This is a genomic window from Streptomyces sp. NPDC057697 (assembly GCF_042799335.1).
In the GTDB taxonomy this organism is placed as follows: domain Bacteria; phylum Actinomycetota; class Actinomycetes; order Streptomycetales; family Streptomycetaceae; genus Streptomyces.
Window position 1 is genome coordinate 166,460 of the sequence record NZ_JBHVJA010000015.1, and the last position, 16,296, is coordinate 182,755.

At 73.2% G+C, this 16,296-nt stretch carries 17 protein-coding genes; 11 read left to right on the forward strand and 6 right to left on the reverse strand.

What is annotated here, in order from left to right:
- Positions 1–82 precede the first annotated feature (82 nt).
- Entirely contained in the window at positions 83–2,086 is a 2,004-nt protein-coding gene (locus tag ACFVFH_RS31015) for an FAD-dependent oxidoreductase (RefSeq protein WP_383774737.1), read from the forward strand.
- Positions 2,087–2,163: 77 nt separating this feature from the next.
- On the opposite strand, the gene ACFVFH_RS31020 is transcribed toward ACFVFH_RS31015, so the two are convergent.
- Entirely contained in the window at positions 2,164–3,390 is a 1,227-nt protein-coding gene (locus ACFVFH_RS31020) for an FAD-dependent oxidoreductase (protein ID WP_383774739.1), read from the reverse strand.
- Between the two features lie 330 nt (positions 3,391–3,720).
- On the opposite strand from ACFVFH_RS31020, the gene ACFVFH_RS31025 reads away from it, so the two are divergent.
- From ACFVFH_RS31025 to ACFVFH_RS31045, 5 genes are all read left to right on the forward strand, one after another.
- Positions 3,721–4,446 carry a 4'-phosphopantetheinyl transferase family protein gene (locus tag ACFVFH_RS31025; RefSeq protein ID WP_383774827.1) on the forward strand — a complete coding sequence of 242 codons (726 nt, stop codon included), beginning with the start codon at positions 3,721–3,723 and terminating at the stop codon, positions 4,444–4,446.
- Between the two features lie 11 nt (positions 4,447–4,457).
- A complete protein-coding gene (locus ACFVFH_RS31030) occupies positions 4,458–5,189 on the forward strand; it encodes a LuxR C-terminal-related transcriptional regulator (RefSeq protein ID WP_383774742.1) in 732 nt (243 codons plus the stop codon).
- Positions 5,190–5,207: 18 nt separating this feature from the next.
- The gene (locus ACFVFH_RS31035; protein WP_383774745.1) at positions 5,208–5,783 is read left to right on the forward strand and encodes a TetR/AcrR family transcriptional regulator; all 576 of its coding nucleotides are present in this window, start codon (positions 5,208–5,210) and stop codon (positions 5,781–5,783) included.
- Between the two features lie 131 nt (positions 5,784–5,914).
- Entirely contained in the window at positions 5,915–6,790 is an 876-nt protein-coding gene (locus ACFVFH_RS31040; protein WP_383774748.1) for a DMT family transporter, read from the forward strand.
- A gap of 127 nt (positions 6,791–6,917) precedes the next feature.
- Entirely contained in the window at positions 6,918–7,343 is a 426-nt protein-coding gene (locus ACFVFH_RS31045) for a cold-shock protein (RefSeq protein ID WP_383774750.1), read from the forward strand.
- Between the two features lie 15 nt (positions 7,344–7,358).
- Here ACFVFH_RS31045 and ACFVFH_RS31050 read toward each other — a convergent pair whose 3' ends face one another.
- Entirely contained in the window at positions 7,359–7,589 is a 231-nt protein-coding gene (locus tag ACFVFH_RS31050) for a DUF6296 family protein (RefSeq protein WP_383774753.1), read from the reverse strand.
- A 244-nt stretch (positions 7,590–7,833) separates the two neighbouring features.
- Here ACFVFH_RS31050 and ACFVFH_RS31055 point away from each other — a divergent pair, with 244 nt between their 5' ends.
- Both ACFVFH_RS31055 and ACFVFH_RS31060 read left to right on the forward strand, forming a co-directional pair.
- Complete coding sequence (locus tag ACFVFH_RS31055) at positions 7,834–8,286, forward strand: DUF5709 domain-containing protein (protein ID WP_383774829.1); 453 nt, start codon at positions 7,834–7,836, stop codon at positions 8,284–8,286.
- Between the two features lie 133 nt (positions 8,287–8,419).
- Positions 8,420–8,785: a nuclear transport factor 2 family protein gene (locus ACFVFH_RS31060; RefSeq protein WP_383774756.1), complete on the forward strand. Its 366-nt coding sequence runs from the start codon at positions 8,420–8,422 to the stop codon at positions 8,783–8,785.
- 42 nt (positions 8,786–8,827) lie between these two features.
- Here ACFVFH_RS31060 and ACFVFH_RS31065 read toward each other — a convergent pair whose 3' ends face one another.
- The 4 genes from ACFVFH_RS31065 to ACFVFH_RS31080 all read right to left on the reverse strand — a co-directional run bounded on the left by ACFVFH_RS31065 (position 8,828) and on the right by ACFVFH_RS31080 (position 11,817).
- Entirely contained in the window at positions 8,828–9,328 is a 501-nt protein-coding gene (locus tag ACFVFH_RS31065) for an SRPBCC domain-containing protein (RefSeq protein WP_383774758.1), read from the reverse strand.
- 65 nt (positions 9,329–9,393) lie between these two features.
- Positions 9,394–10,311, reverse strand: a complete 918-nt coding sequence (locus tag ACFVFH_RS31070) for an alpha/beta fold hydrolase (protein ID WP_383774761.1) — start codon at positions 10,309–10,311, stop codon at positions 9,394–9,396.
- A gap of 25 nt (positions 10,312–10,336) precedes the next feature.
- Positions 10,337–11,587 (reverse strand): beta-ketoacyl-[acyl-carrier-protein] synthase family protein, encoded by a 1,251-nt coding sequence (locus tag ACFVFH_RS31075; protein ID WP_383774764.1) that lies wholly within the window; start codon positions 11,585–11,587, stop codon positions 10,337–10,339.
- Positions 11,584–11,817, reverse strand: a complete 234-nt coding sequence (locus tag ACFVFH_RS31080) for an acyl carrier protein (protein ID WP_383774767.1) — start codon at positions 11,815–11,817, stop codon at positions 11,584–11,586. The genes ACFVFH_RS31075 and ACFVFH_RS31080 overlap by 4 nt, the downstream gene beginning before the upstream one ends.
- Positions 11,818–12,043: 226 nt before the next feature.
- Between ACFVFH_RS31080 and ACFVFH_RS31085 the strand changes: the two genes are divergently transcribed.
- From ACFVFH_RS31085 to ACFVFH_RS31095, 3 genes are all read left to right on the forward strand, one after another.
- Positions 12,044–12,760, forward strand: a complete 717-nt coding sequence (locus tag ACFVFH_RS31085) for a nitroreductase family protein (RefSeq protein ID WP_383774769.1) — start codon at positions 12,044–12,046, stop codon at positions 12,758–12,760.
- A 221-nt stretch (positions 12,761–12,981) separates the two neighbouring features.
- Entirely contained in the window at positions 12,982–14,535 is a 1,554-nt protein-coding gene (locus ACFVFH_RS31090) for a peptidoglycan-binding protein (RefSeq protein ID WP_383774771.1), read from the forward strand.
- Between the two features lie 309 nt (positions 14,536–14,844).
- Complete coding sequence (locus ACFVFH_RS31095; protein ID WP_383774774.1) at positions 14,845–16,296, forward strand: MFS transporter; 1,452 nt, start codon at positions 14,845–14,847, stop codon at positions 16,294–16,296.

Here is a 16,296-nt window from a genome sequence, read left to right on the forward strand (position 1 = left end):
CGCCCGCTCCGGCCCGCTCCGCTCCGGTCCGGTCCGCTCCGGTCCGGTCCGCTCCGGTCCGCTCCCGACGAAAGGCCCCCAGGTGCTGAAGCATGTGTTCCGCCCCGGCGACATCGGCGGGCTGACGCTCGCCAACCGGATCGTCATGGGTGCCATGCACCTCAATCTGGAGACCCGCGAGGACGGCGGCGCCGCCATGGCCGCCTTCTACGCCGAGCGCGCCCGGGGCGGCGCCGGGCTCATCGTCACCGGCGGCTGCGCGGTGAGCCCGGAGGGCTCCGGCGGGCGGCACTACGCCCGGATCGACGACCCCGCCCGCCACCGGGCCCTCGCGGCCTGGGCGGACGCCGTCCACCGCGAGGGCGGGCGGATCGCCCTCCAGCTCTTCCACGCCGGCCGCTGGACCTCACCCGCGGCGACCGGCCGTACCCCGGTCGCGCCGTCGGCGGTGCCGGGGCCCTTCGGGGTGCCGCGCGCACTGGACGGGGACGGCGTGGCCCGGCTGCTCGACGCGTACGCGGCCGGTGCGGCGCGCGCCCGCGAGCTGGGCTTCGACGCGGTGGAGGTGATGGCCTGCGAGGGCTATCTGCTCAACCAGTTCCTCTCGCCGCTGACCAATCTGCGCGAGGACCACTGGGGCGGTGACGCCCGGCGCCGGATGCGGCTGCCGCTCGCGGTGCTGGACGCCGTGCGGGCGTCGGTCGGCCCCGGGTTCCCCGTGCTGTTCCGGATCTCCGGCGCCGACCTGATGGAGGGGTCCAGCACGGCCGACGAGGTGCACCGCTTCGCCCGCCTGCTGGCCCGCGCCGGGGTCGCGGCGCTCGGCGTGGGCGTCGGCTGGCACGAGTCCCGGACTCCGACCGTGCAGAGCGTGGTGGAGCCGGGCGCCTGGGTGGGGCACGCCCGGGAGATCCGCCGTTCGCTGCGGCGGGCCGGACTGCCCACCCCGGTGATCGCCTCCAACCGGATCAACCGGCTGGAGCTCGCGGAGCGGGTCCTGGCCCGCGAGGACGCCGACTTCGTGTCCATGGCCCGGCCGTTCCTGGCCGACCCGGAGATCGTCCGCAAGTCCCGGCTGGTGAACGGCCCGGCGCCGAACGTCTGCCTCGCCTGCAACGAGGCGTGCATCGACCGTTCGCTCGGCGACGAACCGGTCTCCTGTCTGGTCAATCCGAGGGCCGGGCGGGAGACCGAGTTCCCGGCGCCCGCGCGTCGGCGCCGGGCCGGGCACGGCCGTTTCGCGGTGGTCGGCGGCGGTCCCGCCGGGCTGGAGGGCGCTCGGGCGCTGGCGGCGTTCGGCCACCGGGTGGAGCTCTTCGAGGCCGGGCCGGAACTCGGCGGCCAGTTCCGGCTCGCCCGGCTCGTCCCCGGCAAGGCCGATTTCGGCGCCACCGTGCGGTACTTCGCCGGGGAGCTGCGCCGGCTCGGGGTGACGGTGCGGCTGAACCACCCCGTCGAGGGCGCGGACGCCGAGTCGCTGCGGCGCTTCGACGGGGTGCTGGCCGCGACGGGGGTGGTCCCGCGGCCCGCCGGGCTGCCGGGCGAGCACCTGCCGCACGTCGTCGACTACCGGGAGGCGTTCGCCCGCCCCCAGGCGCTGGGCGACCGGGTCGTGGTGATCGGCGGCGGCGGCATCGCCGTGGACCTGGCCCATCTGCTGGTCCCGCGCCGCTCGGTGACGCTGCTGCGCCGCTCGGGCCGGATCGGCGACGGCATGGGCCGCAGCACCCGGTGGGCGGTGCTGGCCGAGCTGAGGCGCCATGGCACCGAGTGGCTGACCGGTGTCCGCTACGAGGCCGTCCTGCCGGGCGGCGTCCTGCTGACCGACGCGGACGGTGTGCGGCGGCGGCTGCCCGCCGATTCGGTGGTGATCGCAGCCGGGCAGGTTCCGGCGGACGGACTCCGTCCGCTGCTGAGCGGCCTCGGCGTCCCGTACCGGATGGTGGGCGGCGCGGCCGACGCCCGGGACCTGAACGCCGTCCGGGCGGTCGAGCAGGGGCTCCGGGCCGCGTACGAACTCGGCGGCGGAACCCGTCCGTCCGCCGCCCGCACGCCGGAGCGGCGGGTCCCGGCGCCGGGCCGCTGACCACGGGACCGATGAGAGGGAGGGCGCCCCCGGCCGGGGGCGCCCTCCCTCTCATCGGTCCCGCTCGCGCGGCCGGGTCAGGCCCGGCGGTCGCCGCCGGCGAGCTGGGCGGCGAGTGCGGCGGGCAGCGCCGTCATGACGTCGATGAAGTCCTCGTGCGCGCCCTTCACCGCCGGAGCGGTGCCGTAGCCCAGCGCCTGCAGATTCCACTGGAGGTCCTGGAGCCGCTCGACGTGCGGGCGGCGCACCCGCTCGTACTCCTCGACCGCCGCCGGGTCGCCGGAGGCGAGGGCCGCGTCGATCGCCGCGGCCGCCGACGCGGCGCTCTGCAACGACTGGTTGAGCCCCTGGCCGCCGAGCGTGTGGAGCCCGTGCACGCTCTCGCCGACCAGCAGCACCCGGCCGACCCGCCAGGAAGGGGCCCGCCAGAGCGAGAAGCCCAGCCGCATCACCGGCGAGGTACGGCCGCCGACGGTGCCCAGCCACTCGGACAGCTCGGGGTCGACCTCCTTGACCTGTTCGGCCAGCGCGGCCGGGCCGCCCTGTTCCAGCTGCTCCTCCTGGTCCCGGTCGGGCGACCAGACGATGGCCGACGAGGGGCCCGGCGTGGGGATGGTGAACAGGGCGCGCGGGGCCCGGTGCCGGACCAGCAGCACGGATTCGCGCCCCGGCACGTCCGGTGCGACCAGCAGCCAGGCCGGGCGGTCGAAGGCCGAGACCTCCGGCCGGACGCCCACCAGGTCGCGCAGCGCGGACTGCCGGCCGTCGGCGGCCACCGCGTAACGGGCCGCGATCCGTCGCCGCGCGGAACCGTCGCCGTCCTGCCCGGCGGTCCCTTCGAAGCCGAGCAGGACGCGTTCCGCGTCCTGCTCCACCGAGACGACGCGCTCGCCGCTCAGCACGGTGGCGGACGGCTGTGCGCGCAGTTCGGCGAGGAGTGCCTGGACGGTGGTCCCGGTCGGCACGGTCAGGCCGTAGGGCCGGGCGATTCCGGCGTGGTCGGCGTACCGCCAGCTGGAGAGCATCCCCGTGCTGCCGTGGTCGTCCACACCCAGGACCTCGCGGCCGGCCGCGGTGAGCTGCTCGTCGATCCCCGAGGCGGCCAGCAGCCCGAGGGTCGGCGGGGCCAGCAGCGGTGAGATGCCCGCCCCCGCGGCCTCGAACCCGGGCTGCGGGGAGACCAGGACGACCGACCGGCCGGCCCGCGCGCACAGCAGCGCGCCGTAGAGGGCGGTGGCTCCTCCGCCGACCACGCACACGTCCGTCTCAAGGCCGCTCAGGTCGGGATCTGATGTGGTCGTCATCGATGGCCTCCGTACGGGCGTCGGCAGATTCGGGAGCATCCTCACAGCAACCGGCGCCCCGTCGGGAGGCCGACCCGAGGGGGCCGTCCGGGGTCCACCGCGGCCGCCTCCGGGCGCCCCGTCCGGGCTGCCCGATCGGGTAGTCCGCACCGGCGGCCCGAACGGCAACGGCGAAATGAAAGGAGGCTTACCGGGGGTCACGTCCGATGCGGGCATCGCGGAATTTGGAACGTACAGCGGAAGTACAGCGGAGCCGTGTTGCATTGGGAACGCAGCGAACGGCCGAGAGTCGTCCTGCACGAACACGGGGGGTGTTTCGTTTCTGTGAACATGTTCGCCGCAGATCTTTTGAAACAAATCGATCGCGACGAGGTACCGGACGGCGTGGTCGTCCAGTACGGGCGGTCCACCGGCCGGGTCGCCCCGAGCGATCTCGGCCTTCTCTCTCCCGAGGAGCACGGGCGTGTCGCGGCTTTTCGCGATCCGCTGCGTTCCGTATACTTCGCCGCCGCGCATGCCGGGGTACGACGATGTCTCGCCGGAATCCTGGAGTGCGATCCGGCGGAGATCCGATTCGGCCGCCGCCCGTGCGCAGGGTGCGGCCGGGTGCGCCACGGCCGGCCGCGCATCGACAGACCGCGCACACGCTGGGAGTTCAGTCTCTCCCGGTCCGGGCCGTACTGGGTGTGCGCCGCCGCCGAGGGCGTCCGGGTGGGCGTGGACCTGGAGCGGGTGCGCCCGATGGATGTGTCCTCGCTCGCGCACTCGGTTCTGAGCGCCGGTGAACGACGCCATCTCGGTGACGTCGCGCCGCAATTCCGCGCGGTCGAGTTCCTCCGCTGCTGGACCCGGAAGGAAGCGGTCGTCAAGGCCAGCGGAATAGGCATAGAAGCCGAACTCGGGACGATCGAGGTATCCCCCGGACAGGCTTGCGCGAGAGTGAACCACAGGGTCACGGGATGCGAATTCGACAGCTGGTCGGTCACCGACCTGCCCACCCGGACCGACCTCGTGTCCGCGATCGCCGTCCCTGCTTGCAGTCGATATTCCACATAGGAGGATTTCAAGTGGTAACCCGATCAGACGAGACCGGTCTCCGAATCGCGCTGATCCTGCAGAACGAGGTCCTCAGATACGGGGTCGAGGGAATGCTCCGTCTCCTTCCGGATGTCGCCGACGTCAGCTGTTTCAGCACCGGCGAGGAAGCCCTGCGCGCCGGTGTCGACAGCTGCGACCTGGTCGTGGTGTCCGCCGCCGAACTCGCGGCCACCGAGAACCCGGCCACCGCCGACGGCCTGACCGAGCGCCCGGTCCGGCTCCTGCTGCTCGTCGACGACTCCGACGCGCTCGGGGTGCCCCGCACCACCCACTCCTGCGTCCAGGCCCTGGTCGACTGGTCCGGGCTCACGCCGCGGGTCTTCGCCGACGCCGTCTCGGACGTCATGGCCGGCAAGTTCTACGTGTCGACGGCGCTCGCCCGGCGGGTGCTGCGGCAGAACGGCCGGCCGGCCACCGAGGCACAGCCCTGGGGAGCGCCGGGCACCGGACTGACCCCGCGCGAACTCCAGGTGCTCCGTCTGGTGGCCGAGGGGCTGAGCAACAAGCAGACCGCCCGGCGGCTGCAGATCTCCGAGCACGGCGTGAAGCGGCTGGTCGGCAACGTCCTGGCCAAACTGAACTGTCCCAACCGCACGCTCGCGGTCGTCCGGGCCCTCGAATACGGGCTGCTGCTGGAGGACCCGAGCCGCGGGCCGGGGCGGGCGCTGGACGGCTCACAGTCCGCGACACCTGTCGCCTAACCGGTGTAGGCTGGGCAAATGACCAAGCGCGTCGATCCCCGGGTACAGCGGACCCGCGCCCTGCTGCGGGCCGCCGTCCTGGAGCTCGCCACCGAACACGAGCCCGAGTCCATCACCGTCGCCCACGTCGCCGAGCGGGCCACCATCAACCGCGCGACGGTCTATCAGCACTACCGCGACCTGGACGAGTTGCTGCTGGACGCCATGGAGAACGAGCTGGCCGGGCTGGTCGGGCTGGTCGCCCGGTGTCCTCTGGTGGTGCTGCCGCGGGACATGCCCCCGGCCTTCGTCGACATCCTGGACCACGTCGACGCGAACGCGGTCCTCTACCGCCGGATGCTCGGCCCGTGCGGTTCGGCACGCTTCATCAACCGGCTGCACCAGCTGGTCGCCGAGCAGGTGACACTCCAGCTGGTCGAGGCCGGGGTCGGCCCGGCCGGCTCCCCGGTCGTCGAGATGCGCGCCCACTGCGCCACGGGGGCCGTCATGGGGCTCGTCAGCCACTGGCTGCACGACGCCCCCGTCCACCCCGCGACCGCCGCCGCCGACGCCTGGCAGGCGCTCCGCCCGGACCACGGCGCGACCACGCCGTAGTCCGGGCGGACGGGCGGACGCCCCACCGCGCGGCCCCGCGGGCGGGTCCGGTCCGCGCCACGGGGGCGGCCCGCCATGCCGTCCTGCCGCGGGACCCCGGATCACGGCCCCGCCGACCGCATCATGGGGCGGTGATCAGTGTCCTGTTCGCCGTGCTGACCGCGCTCAGCAACGGCGCCGCCTCCGTGCTCCAGCGCCGCGCCGCCCGCACCGTCCCCGACAGCGAGGCGATGCGCCTGTCGCTGATCGGACATCTGCTGCGCCGGCCGCTCTGGCTCGCCGGGATCGGGCTGGTGATCGTCGCGGCCGTCTGCCAGGCCGTGGCCCTGGCGACCGGAGCGATCGCCGTGGTCCAGCCGATCTTCGTGATCGAGCTGCCCGCCACCCTGCTGATGGCCGCGTGCGTCATGCGCGTCCGGCTGCCCCCGCGGGTCTGGTACGGGGTGGCGGCCGTGACCCTCGGACTGGCCCTGGGCATGGCCTCCGCGGCGCCCGGCGGCGGCAGCACCTCCGTGCACGGAGCGGCCTGGATCCCCACCCTGATCCTGACCGGGCTCTTCGAGGCCGCGCTGATCTCCGCGGCCCTGGGCAGCCGGGGCAACACCCGGGGCGCCCTGCTCGGCCTCGCCGCGGCGTGCGGGTACGCGCTGACGGCCGCGCTCATGAAGGACGCCATGGCGCGGCTGGAAGGGGGCGGCGGAGCGGGGGCGCTGCTGACGTCCTGGCAGCTGTACGCCACCGCGGCGGCCGGGGTGGGCGCCCTCTTCCTCCTCCAGAACGCCCTCCAGGCGGGCACCCTGGTCGCCGTCCAGCCGATGCTGACCCTCGGGGACGCGCTGATCAGCGTGGTGTACGGGGTGACGCTGTTCGGCGAGGAGCTGCGCACCGGCTGGTGGGTGCTGCCGGAACTGGTCGCGATCGCCCTGATCGCGGCGGGCTGCATGGAGCTGGCCCGCTCCCCGCTGGCGGCCGGGAGCGCGGCCCCGCCCGCGCGCCGGGTCCGCTGAGCCGCCCGGCCCGGGGAGGGGGAATTGCCCCCGGCCGGGTCGCGCCACCCGGCCGGTCGGGGCTATTCTCCGAGCGAGCCATGTGTGGTGTACGGGCAAGGGGCCCGGTTCTTTTCTGGGGGTCGGTGTGGTTTCTGGTCGCGTTGTGCGGTTCGACGGAGCTCGGGGATACGGCTTCATCGCGCCCGAGCACGGGGGTGAGGACGTCTTCCTCCATGTGAACGACATGCTGATCCCCGAGTCCTACGTCCATACGGGCACGGCGGTCGAGTTCGAGATCGAGGACGGCGACCGGGGGCTGAAGGCCTCCTCCGTCCGGCTCGCCGAGGGACCCGACGGAAAGCCGCTGACTCCGCCGAGGCCGCTCGGGGTCTCCGCCTCCGGTGCGGCCGACGACGACGCCCTGTGCGATGTGCTCAGCGCCGCCGAGTACACCCGGGACGTGACCGATGTCCTGCTGGAGTCCGCGCCCTCGCTGACCGGGGCCCAGATCCTGCAGGTCCGGCGCGGGTTGCTGCAATTCGCCAAGAACCACGGCTGGACCGAGGGCTGACGGCCACCGGCCCGTTCAGCCGCTCGTCTCCCGCACCACCAGCGGGGTGCCGAGCACCTGGTGTCCGCCGCTGGCCAGCATGCGCACCTCGCCCCGGTCGCTGATCTCCGCGCGCACGATTCCGGTCTCGTCCTCGTAGATCGGAAATCCGCCCGCCCCCGACCGCTCCGTGCGCCGCACGGTCACCGTGTCGTCCTCCACGGCGGACGCCTGAAATACCAATTGGTAGCTCTCCGGGTAATCCATGTCCGTTCTCCGATGCGGATGGGGCAGGGCCTGTTACGCCCGCGTCTTCCATCGTCTCTCCGACCGGGCCCCGGCGCCCGGCCGGAGGTCCACGGCTGCGGGCTCGCGCCCGTCCCACTTATCCTGAAGCCATACGGGCGGTTCGACAGCACTCGGGTGCATACCGCATGAGAAGCCCCCTTCACCCCGAGTCGTGTGTACGGCACGCACGCCCGGGATCCCCGAAGCCGGGAAGGGAGACACCATCATGGATGCCGACAGGGGAGACGACGTCTACCAGCCCCAGCAGCCGGAGGCCGCGGACCTCACCGAGCAGCTCGACGTCGAGGACACCCTGGACAACCGGGGGCTGACCGACGCGCTCGACGAGGGCTACTCCCCGCCCGAGCGCCCATGGGCCGTGGAGGACCGGGGCACCACCGCCGCCGAGCAGCACGACGGCGAGTCGCTGGACGGCCGCCTGGCCCGTGAGCTCCCCGACTTCCCCGGCAGCGCCGGTGACGGCCTGGGCGATCTGACCGACGGCGACGGCGAGCTCTGGGACACCGAGGTCGGCACGGTACGCGCCGGGCGGCTCACCCGCCAGCTGGACATCGACGAGCCGGACACCATGGCGGGCGAGGACGTCGGCATCGACGGAGCCGGGGCGTCGGCCGAGGAGGCGGCCATGCACGTGGTGTCGGACGGCCAGGGATGAGGAGGCGGTCCGGCTCCCCCGCCGGACCATGACCCCGGAGGTAATCGACGCCTCCGCGCGGGTCGGACATCGTGTTCCTCACGAGCCCACGAGGGCCCGGCCGGGGCCGGGCCACGAGGAGAGGAACAGCACGATGACCGTTCACGAGGACGCCGTCCGGCGCTACTTCGCCGCCTGGAACGCGACGACCGCCGAGGAGACGGCGAAGGCCGTCGCGGCCGCCTTCACCGAGACCGCCACGTACACCGACCCGCTGGCCGATGTGCGGGGCCACGAGGGCCTCGCGGCCGCGATCGACGGCGCCCACCAGCAGTTCCCGGGCTTCGAGTTCCGGCTCGCGGGCACCCCGGACGGGCATCACGACCTGGTGCGCTTCAGCTGGGAGCTGGTCTCCGCCGACGGCTCGGCGCCCGTCGCCGGGTCGGACGTGATCGCCCTCGCCGAGGACGGGCGCATCGCCTCGGTCAGCGGTTTCCTCGACCGGGTGCCGGGCGCCTGAGCCTCCGCCGGAGGGCGGGCCCGGCCCGCACCGCGCCGCCCGTCAGGCCGGTTCGTCGAGGAACTTCCCGCCCTCCAGAAGCGTCTTGAGCGTCGAGAGGATCGCGATCCAGCCTTCACGCACGCCCTCCAGCATCCTGCTGTCCGGGCTGTCGAAGCCGTCGTGGGTGACCGTCAGCCTGATCCCCATCTCGGGGTCCTCGGCCGGCTCGATGTCGAAGGCGACCTTCGACCGCTCCCGGACCGCCCTCCCCCACTCCTCGTCCGAGGCGAAGTCGAACATCTGGCGGTGCATGGGCTGGAGGGTGTGCCAGGTGTACGCGAGCCGCCGGCCGGGCTCCGCCTCCAGGACCCGCTGGCCGACCTCCTCGAACTCTCCGTCCGGGTCCATCTTCCAGCGGACCGGAGCGCCCGCCTCCCAGGTGGAGTCGGGGCCGTAGCCGCCCATGTAGACCCTGATGAGCCCGGGGTCGGTCAGCGCCCGGTAGAGCTCATCGGCGGTGGTCTGGATGTAGAGGGCGTAGACGAACTCGGGCTTGTCCATGACCGTTCCTTCCTGGGACTGGTCGGGGCGGGGCGGTGACGGGGCACGCCGGAGCGGGCCGGGGGCTACGGAACATCGGCGAAGTCCGGTCCGGCCGCGGACCGCGAGGTCCGCGACTGCGCCGGGAGGGCCGCCAGTCCGGGCGCCGGCTCCAGCGGGCGGTCGGTGAAGAAGCGGGCCGCGAGGTCAGCGACGTCGTCGGGGCGCTCCAGGACCACCCAGTGGTCGGACTCCCCGATCGTGACGAACCTGCTGCCCTCGATCGTGGCGGCGAAGGCCCGCTGCCGCTCGGGCGAGGTCACCGTGTCGTGCTCGCCCGCGAAGACCAGGGCCGGCACTCCGGCCAGTCCGCCGGAGAAGTCCGGCTGCCGGGCCAGGGCCCGGTGCAGCGACCGGGCGGCGTGCGGGGAGTGGGTGAGGGCGTGGAGGAACGAGCGGCGCACATAGCGCCGGGCCAGCTCGCCCCGGTGGACCTTGCGTTCCGGGTCCTGGCACATCAGCACCCCGGCGGCCAGACCGGCCAGCCCCTCCAGGTCGCCGGTGTCCAGCCGGGCGACGGCCCGGCTCCACTCCGCCCGCTGCGCGTCGCTGATGTGGGCGGGCACCCCGCCGAGGACCAGCCGGGCGATCCGGCCGGGGTCGCGGCGCGCGCAGCCGAAGGCGATCGAGGTGCCGTAGGAGAAGCCGAACAGGTTGACCCCGGGCACGCCCAGATCGTCGATGATGCCGGTGACGGCGTCGTACAGGATGTCGTCGCCCGCGCCGGGCGGGAGCGGGTCCGCGCCGCCCATGCCGGGCAGGTCGGCGGTGACCACGGAGGCGAGCGGTCCCAGATGGTCGTCCATCTGCGGCCAGCCGTACATCCCCTGGAGCGCGCCGCCGAGAACGATGACCGGCTCGGTGCGCGGCGAGGGCTGCCGCAGGACCCGGTAGCCGTAGCGCAGCCCGTCCACCGACAGGGTCCGGATGATCTCCTCGGCCATGGTTCGGTGCCTCTCGGTTTCCGGGTCAGGCCCTGGTGAGGACGAGTGCGGCGTTGTGTCCGCCGAAACCGAGCGAGGTCTTGACGGCCGCGTCGAACAGGCCCGGCCGGGCCTCCTTGCGCACCACGTCGACGGGGATCGCGGGGTCGGGGGCGTCGAGGTTGACGGTGGGCGGTACGAGCCGGTGCTGGAGGGCCAGCACGGTCAGCGCGGTCTCGATGCCGCCGGCGGCGCCCAGGGTGTGGCCGGTCATCGCCTTCGTCGAGGTGACCAGGGGGTGCTCGCCGAGGACCCGGCGCAGCATCGTCGCCTCGATGAGGTCGTTGGCGACGGTCGAGGTGCCGTGGGCGTTGACATGGCCGATGTCCCCGGCGCCGAGCCCGGCGTCGGCGAGCGCGGAGCGCAGGGCCCGTTCGATGCCCAGGCCCCCGGGGTCGGGGGCGACGGCGGAGTAGGCGTCGCTGGCGGCGCCGTATCCCGCGACGTGCGCGCGGACGGTGGCGCCCCGGGCGCGGGCGTGCTCGGGGCGTTCCAGCACCAGGAGCCCGGCGCCCTCACCGACGACGAAGCCGTCCCGGTGGATGTCGAACGGGCGGCAGGCCGTCTCCGGGGCGTCGCGCCGGGTGGAGACGGCCTTGAGCCGGCAGGCGCTCGCGATCAGCAGCCGGGAGCAGACCGATTCGGCGCCGCCCGCGACGACGATGTCGCAGGCGCCGGTGCGGAGCATCTGGTGGGCGGTGCCGAGGGCGACGGTGCCGGAGGAGCAGGCGGTGGAGACGGCCTGGCTCGGACCGAGCGCGCCGAGGTCGGTGGCGACACTGCTGGCCGCGCCGTTGACGACGGTGAGCGGGGCGAGCTTCGGGGAGACCCGGCGGGCGCCGCGTTCGGTGAGAGTGGTGTGCTGCTCGTCGTAGAACGGCAGTCCGCCGTGTGCGGAGCCGATGACGACGGCGACCCGTCCGGCGTCCCAGGCCGAGGGGTCGAGGCCCGCGTCGGCGACGGCCTCGCGGGCCGCGACGACGGCCAGTTGCGAGAAGCGGTCCATCAGCCGCGCGGTCGCCACCCCGAGCAGTTCCCGAGGGTCGAGGCCGGTGATGGTGTACATGAAGTCGCAGGGCAGGCCGTGGAGTTCGGGCCGGTGCGGGACCGAGGGGGCGGCCGATGGCGCAGAGACCTCGCGCCAGGTCGCCTCGGTCCCGGCGCCCGCGGCGGTCACCAGGCCGATCCCGGTGACGGCGGCGGCGAAGGGCTCCGGGCGGTACGGGCGGCCCGTCACGCGGCGGCCTTGCGGTGCACCGCGTCGACAAGTTGGCCGACGGTGTCCCGCGAGGTCAGCTGGACGTCGTCCAGATCGATGCCCATCCGGTCCTCGATGAGCAGCCGCAGTTCCTCCAGCGCCAGTGAGTCGAGCCGGAGGTGACGGAGCGACACCTCGGGCCGGATGGCGAGCGGGTCGGTGCCGAAGTTCGCCACCAGCAAGGTGTTGATCTCTTCTGCCGTGCTCATGCGGCGCTCCTGCGCTCTCGTACGCGGTGACGCCCTGCCGCGTGAGGTGTGAGTGCCATCGGGGGACGCCGGCTGGTCCGGAGGAACCATTTATACGCCTTCGCGAAGGTGATTCCGATCGCCGTTCCCCCGTGCGGTGGGGGGACGTCCAGGTGTACGAATTCGTTGGTTCCGGGCGGTCGGCAGCCCTCCCGGAGCCGGTGTCCGGCCCGTACACTCCGCGATCATGACGATCGACACGCCCCGCTCCGACGGGCCCGCGCTCTTCCCGACGATGTCCACCATGCGGGCGATGCGCCGCCTGAAGCCGGAACCGGTGCCGGACGAGACGCTGGAACAGCTCATACAGGCGGCCGTCTGGGGTCCCAGCGGCGGCAACATGCAGTGCTACGAGTACGTCGTGGTCACCGATCGCGAGGTGATGGCGCGTCTGGCGCCGCTGTGGAAGCGGTGCGTGGACGCCTATCTGGCGACGACCGGGAAGTACGCGCCGAAGGGCATGGACGAGGCGGCGTACGGCCGGATGGTCGCCGCGATCGAGTACCAGCGCGACCACTTCGCCGACACCCCGGCCCTGATCGTGCCCTGCTACCGCTTCCCCGAGCCGCGGCTGGACGAGGAGGGGCTGCTGGCCTCCGCCCAGGCGCTCGGCCCGGCCGCGACCGCGCACATGATGAACACCCAGGAGCGCTTCCAGGCGCTCGCCGAGGGCTCCTGCGTCTACCCGGGCGTGCAGAACGTCCTGCTCGCCGCGCGGGCGCTGGGGCTCGCGGCGAACATCACCATCTGGCACCTGATGCTGGAACAGGAGTGGAAGCAGGCCCTCGGCATCCCCGAGGACATGCACACCTACGCCGCCATTCCGGTCGGATGGCCGCAGGGTAATTTCGGACCGGTGCGGCGCCGGCCGGCCGCGGACGTCATCCACCGCGACCGCTGGTAACCCGGAACCCTCTCCCCGGCCTGCCCGTGACGGGCCGTCCGCCCCCGGGCAGGCCGCCGGATCCCCTGCCAACTCCATTGGAGTGAAAGGGATTTCGACACACCGGGCAGATGATTGTCATGCCCTGGACAGATGGCTACGCTGAGCGCGATTCGCGGCCCCCCGGTCCGCCCCACTCGGGCCCGGGGGCCGTTCCTCTCCCCCACCGAGCAGGAGCAGGTATGCCCAGCCGCGCCGCAGCCCACACAAGGGGCCGCGCCTCCGTCCTGGCGGCCCTCACCGCCACCGTCCTCACCGTGACCGGCTCGCCGGCCCTCGCCTCTCCGGACGGCGGCCACCCGATGAACCGGGCGTTCGCACGGGCCGCGGCGGCGTTCGACGTGCCACGCGATCTGCTCGCCGCCGTCGGTTACGGCGAGACCCGGCTCGACGGCCACGCCGGGCGCCCCAGCCAGGCGGGCGGCTACGGCGTGATGCACCTGGTGAGCAACCCCGGCGACCGGACGCTGGAGCGGGCGGCCGCCCTCACCGGCAAGCCGCTCGCCGAGCTCCGCACCGACACCGCGGCCAACATCCTGGGCGGCGCGGCGGTGCTGCGCGGCTACGCGGACAAGCTCGGCCTCGACGCCCGGGACCGCGACGACATCGACGCCTGGTACCCGGCCGTCGCCCGGTACGGCGGCGGACAGGGCTCCGCCGCCGCCCTCTACGCCGACACCGTCTACACCTTCCTGGCCGACGGGCTCAGGGCCGTCGCCCCCGGCGGCGAGCGGATCTCGGTGACCAGCCGCCCGGTCGCCCCGCACAAGGGCGCGCTCGCCGCGGCCGAGGCGCGCGCCCAGAGCCCCGACTACCCCTCGGCGCTCTGGGTCCCGGCCGACGCGCACAACTTCGCCGCGGGCCGCACGGCGAAGATCGACAAGGTGATCGTCCATGTCACACAGGGCTCGTACGCGGGCTCGATCAGCTGGTTCCAGAACCCGACGGCGGAGGTGAGCGCCCACTACGTGGTGCGTTCCTCGGACGGCCAGATCACCCAGATGGTCCGGGACGGCGACACCGCGTACCACGCCAGGAGCGCCAACTCCTCGGCGCTCGGCATCGAGCACGAGGGCTTCATCGACGACCCGTCCTGGTTCACCGACGCGATGTACCGGTCGTCCGCGGCGCTGACCGCGTACCTCTGCGACCGCTACGGCATCCCCAAGGACCGGGCGCACATCATCGGGCACAGCGAGGCGCCGGGCAACGACCACACCGACCCGGGCCCCTACTGGGACTGGACCCGCTACATGCAGCTGGTCGGCCAGAGCACCGGCGGCGGCGCGGGCACCGACGCGCTGAGCTTCGCCGCGTACGCGACCCAGCAGAGCGGTTCGACGGGCGCCCAGGTCAAGGCGGTCCAGCAGCTGCTGAACGACCAGGGATACGCCGCGGGCGCGGTGGACGGCAGTTTCGGCACGGCGACCCGTACCGCGGTGACGGCGTACCAGATGGCGCGCGGGCTGGACGCCGACGGTGTGGTGGGGGCCGGGACCTGGACCGCGCTGCTGTCGGCCGGCGCGACGCCGAGCCTCCGGCAGGGGGCCTCGGGCGACGGGGTGAAGCGGCTCCAGCGCGCCCTGACCGCGGCGCTCGGCTCGACGGTCGGCGTCGACGGCGGCTTCGGTCCGGAGACGGTGACCGCGGTGCGCGGCTACCAGACGAGCCGGGGGCTGACGGCCGACGGCATCGTGGGGCCGGACACCTGGGCGGCCCTCCAGACGGGGCGCTGACCCCGTCCGGGCAGGTGGGGCGGGGCGGCCCCGGGCACGGACCGCCCCGCTCCGCCCACCGGGCACCCGCCGCCGAGGACCGGCGGCCGGACCCGTGTCACGTTCGAGTAACCTGCCGGAAACCCTTGACGTTTCTCCTGACTCGTTCTTAACCTCACTGCGTAGTTCGCATTCCTTGCAGTTCACGTGCTGCGGCGCTTTCCGCAGTGTTTTGACAGGCACAGACATAGACCACCTGTCGGTGGTTTCGTCATGCCTGTTTCTCTGTGCTCCCCGTGCCGCCGATGGGTCTTCCTCGAAGGCGGATTCATGGCACAACGTCCGAGCGTCAAAGGCGTCGCCGACGTCGTTGCGCTCATCGATGGGCTGGGAAAGATCACCGGCCGGGCGCAGGTCATCTGGTTTCTCGTGTTCGGCGGGCTGTTCCTCGACGCCTATTCGAACGCCGCGCTGAGCGCCGGTCTGGGGCCGATGACGTCCCAGATGGAGCTCACCAGCACGCAGGTCTCGATCCTCACGGCCACCGCTCCGGCCCTGGCGATCGTCTTCAACCCGGTCGGCGGCTGGCTCGCCACCCGGATCGGCCGCGTCCCCCCGCTGCTCATCGCCAAGGTGTTCGCCATCGCGGGCGCCCTGCTGGCCGCCTTCGCCGGTGACTTCACCGTCGTCTGGCTCGGCCGGGTCCTGGTGGGTGTGGCGTACGGCATCGACTTCGCCGTCGCCATGGCGCTGCTCGCCGAGTACACGCCCGCGAAGCTGGGCGGCCGGCTGAATCTGTGGCAGGCCGTCTGGTACGTCGCCACCACCAGCAACCTCGCGCTCGCCCTGGTCTTCTTCAACCTGGACGTCGGCGCCGACATCTGGCGCTGGTCGGTCGGCTCGGCCGCGGTGGTCGCCGCCGCGCTGCTGCTGGGCCAGTGGCTGATGCTGCGGGAGAGCCCGACCTGGCTGGCGAGCAAGGGGCGGCTGGACGAGGCCGTCGTCAACCTGGACCGGATCTACCGGATCAAGGCCGTCGCCGGGAAGCCCGACGAGGCGACCCGCGCCGCCACCGAGGCGCCCGCCATCGGCTTCCGCCAGGCCGGGCTGCTCTTCAAGGGCGAGTACCTGCCGCGCACGGTGCTCTCCTCGGTCATCTCGCTCGGGCAGTCGATGCAGTACTTCGCGGTCGGCTGGTACCTGCCGCTGATCAGTCTGACGATCTTCGGCGAGAGCTTCGAGAAGGCCACCATCGGATCGATGGTCTTCAACGCCTTCGGCATCGCGGGCGGGCTCCTCTCCGCCTACTTCGGCCGCAGGCTCGGACTGCGGCTCAGCTCCGCCGCGGGCTTCGCCGGGGTCTTCGTGGCGCTGCTCGCGATGGGGCTGACCTTCGAGAAGGTGCCCACGGCCGTGGCGTTCCTGCTGCCGGTGCTGTTCATCCTCTGCCACTCCGCGGGCCCCGGCGCCAACGGCAAGTCCATCGCCGCGCTCTCGTACAGCAGCGACGTCCGCGCGCTCGGCACCGGTGTCACCGGGATGGTCGGCAGCTTCGGCAGTGTCGTGGGGCTGTACGTCTTCCCGCAGATCAAGGACTCGCTGGGGCTCGCCGACACCTTCCTGGTGCTCTCCGTCGTGCCGCTGCTCGGCCTGATCACCTGCCTGGCGATCAAGTGGGACCCGACGAAGGCCGCCTCCCCCGACGAGGCCCCCGGACCGGACCGGCAGGCCGGGGCCCCGGACGGCTCACCTCGATCCGCGGCGTCCGTGACCGCGCGCTGA

What these genes read in the sequence shown, in the direction of transcription:
- ACFVFH_RS31020 (WP_383774739.1), bottom strand. Translation starts at nt 3,390, where the DNA reads ATGACGACCACATCAGATCCCGACCTGAGCGGCCTTGAGACGGACGTG.
- ACFVFH_RS31025 (WP_383774827.1), top strand. Translation starts at nt 3,721, where the DNA reads ATGTTCGCCGCAGATCTTTTGAAACAAATCGATCGCGACGAGGTACCG.
- ACFVFH_RS31035 (WP_383774745.1), top strand. Translation starts at nt 5,208, where the DNA reads ATGACCAAGCGCGTCGATCCCCGGGTACAGCGGACCCGCGCCCTGCTG.
- ACFVFH_RS31050 (WP_383774753.1), bottom strand. Translation starts at nt 7,589, where the DNA reads ATGGATTACCCGGAGAGCTACCAATTGGTATTTCAGGCGTCCGCCGTG.
- ACFVFH_RS31060 (WP_383774756.1), top strand. Translation starts at nt 8,420, where the DNA reads ATGACCGTTCACGAGGACGCCGTCCGGCGCTACTTCGCCGCCTGGAAC.
- ACFVFH_RS31065 (WP_383774758.1), bottom strand. Translation starts at nt 9,328, where the DNA reads ATGGACAAGCCCGAGTTCGTCTACGCCCTCTACATCCAGACCACCGCC.
- ACFVFH_RS31070 (WP_383774761.1), bottom strand. Translation starts at nt 10,311, where the DNA reads ATGGCCGAGGAGATCATCCGGACCCTGTCGGTGGACGGGCTGCGCTAC.
- ACFVFH_RS31080 (WP_383774767.1), bottom strand. Translation starts at nt 11,817, where the DNA reads ATGAGCACGGCAGAAGAGATCAACACCTTGCTGGTGGCGAACTTCGGC.
- ACFVFH_RS31085 (WP_383774769.1), top strand. Translation starts at nt 12,044, where the DNA reads ATGACGATCGACACGCCCCGCTCCGACGGGCCCGCGCTCTTCCCGACG.
- ACFVFH_RS31090 (WP_383774771.1), top strand. Translation starts at nt 12,982, where the DNA reads ATGCCCAGCCGCGCCGCAGCCCACACAAGGGGCCGCGCCTCCGTCCTG.
- ACFVFH_RS31095 (WP_383774774.1), top strand. Translation starts at nt 14,845, where the DNA reads ATGGCACAACGTCCGAGCGTCAAAGGCGTCGCCGACGTCGTTGCGCTC.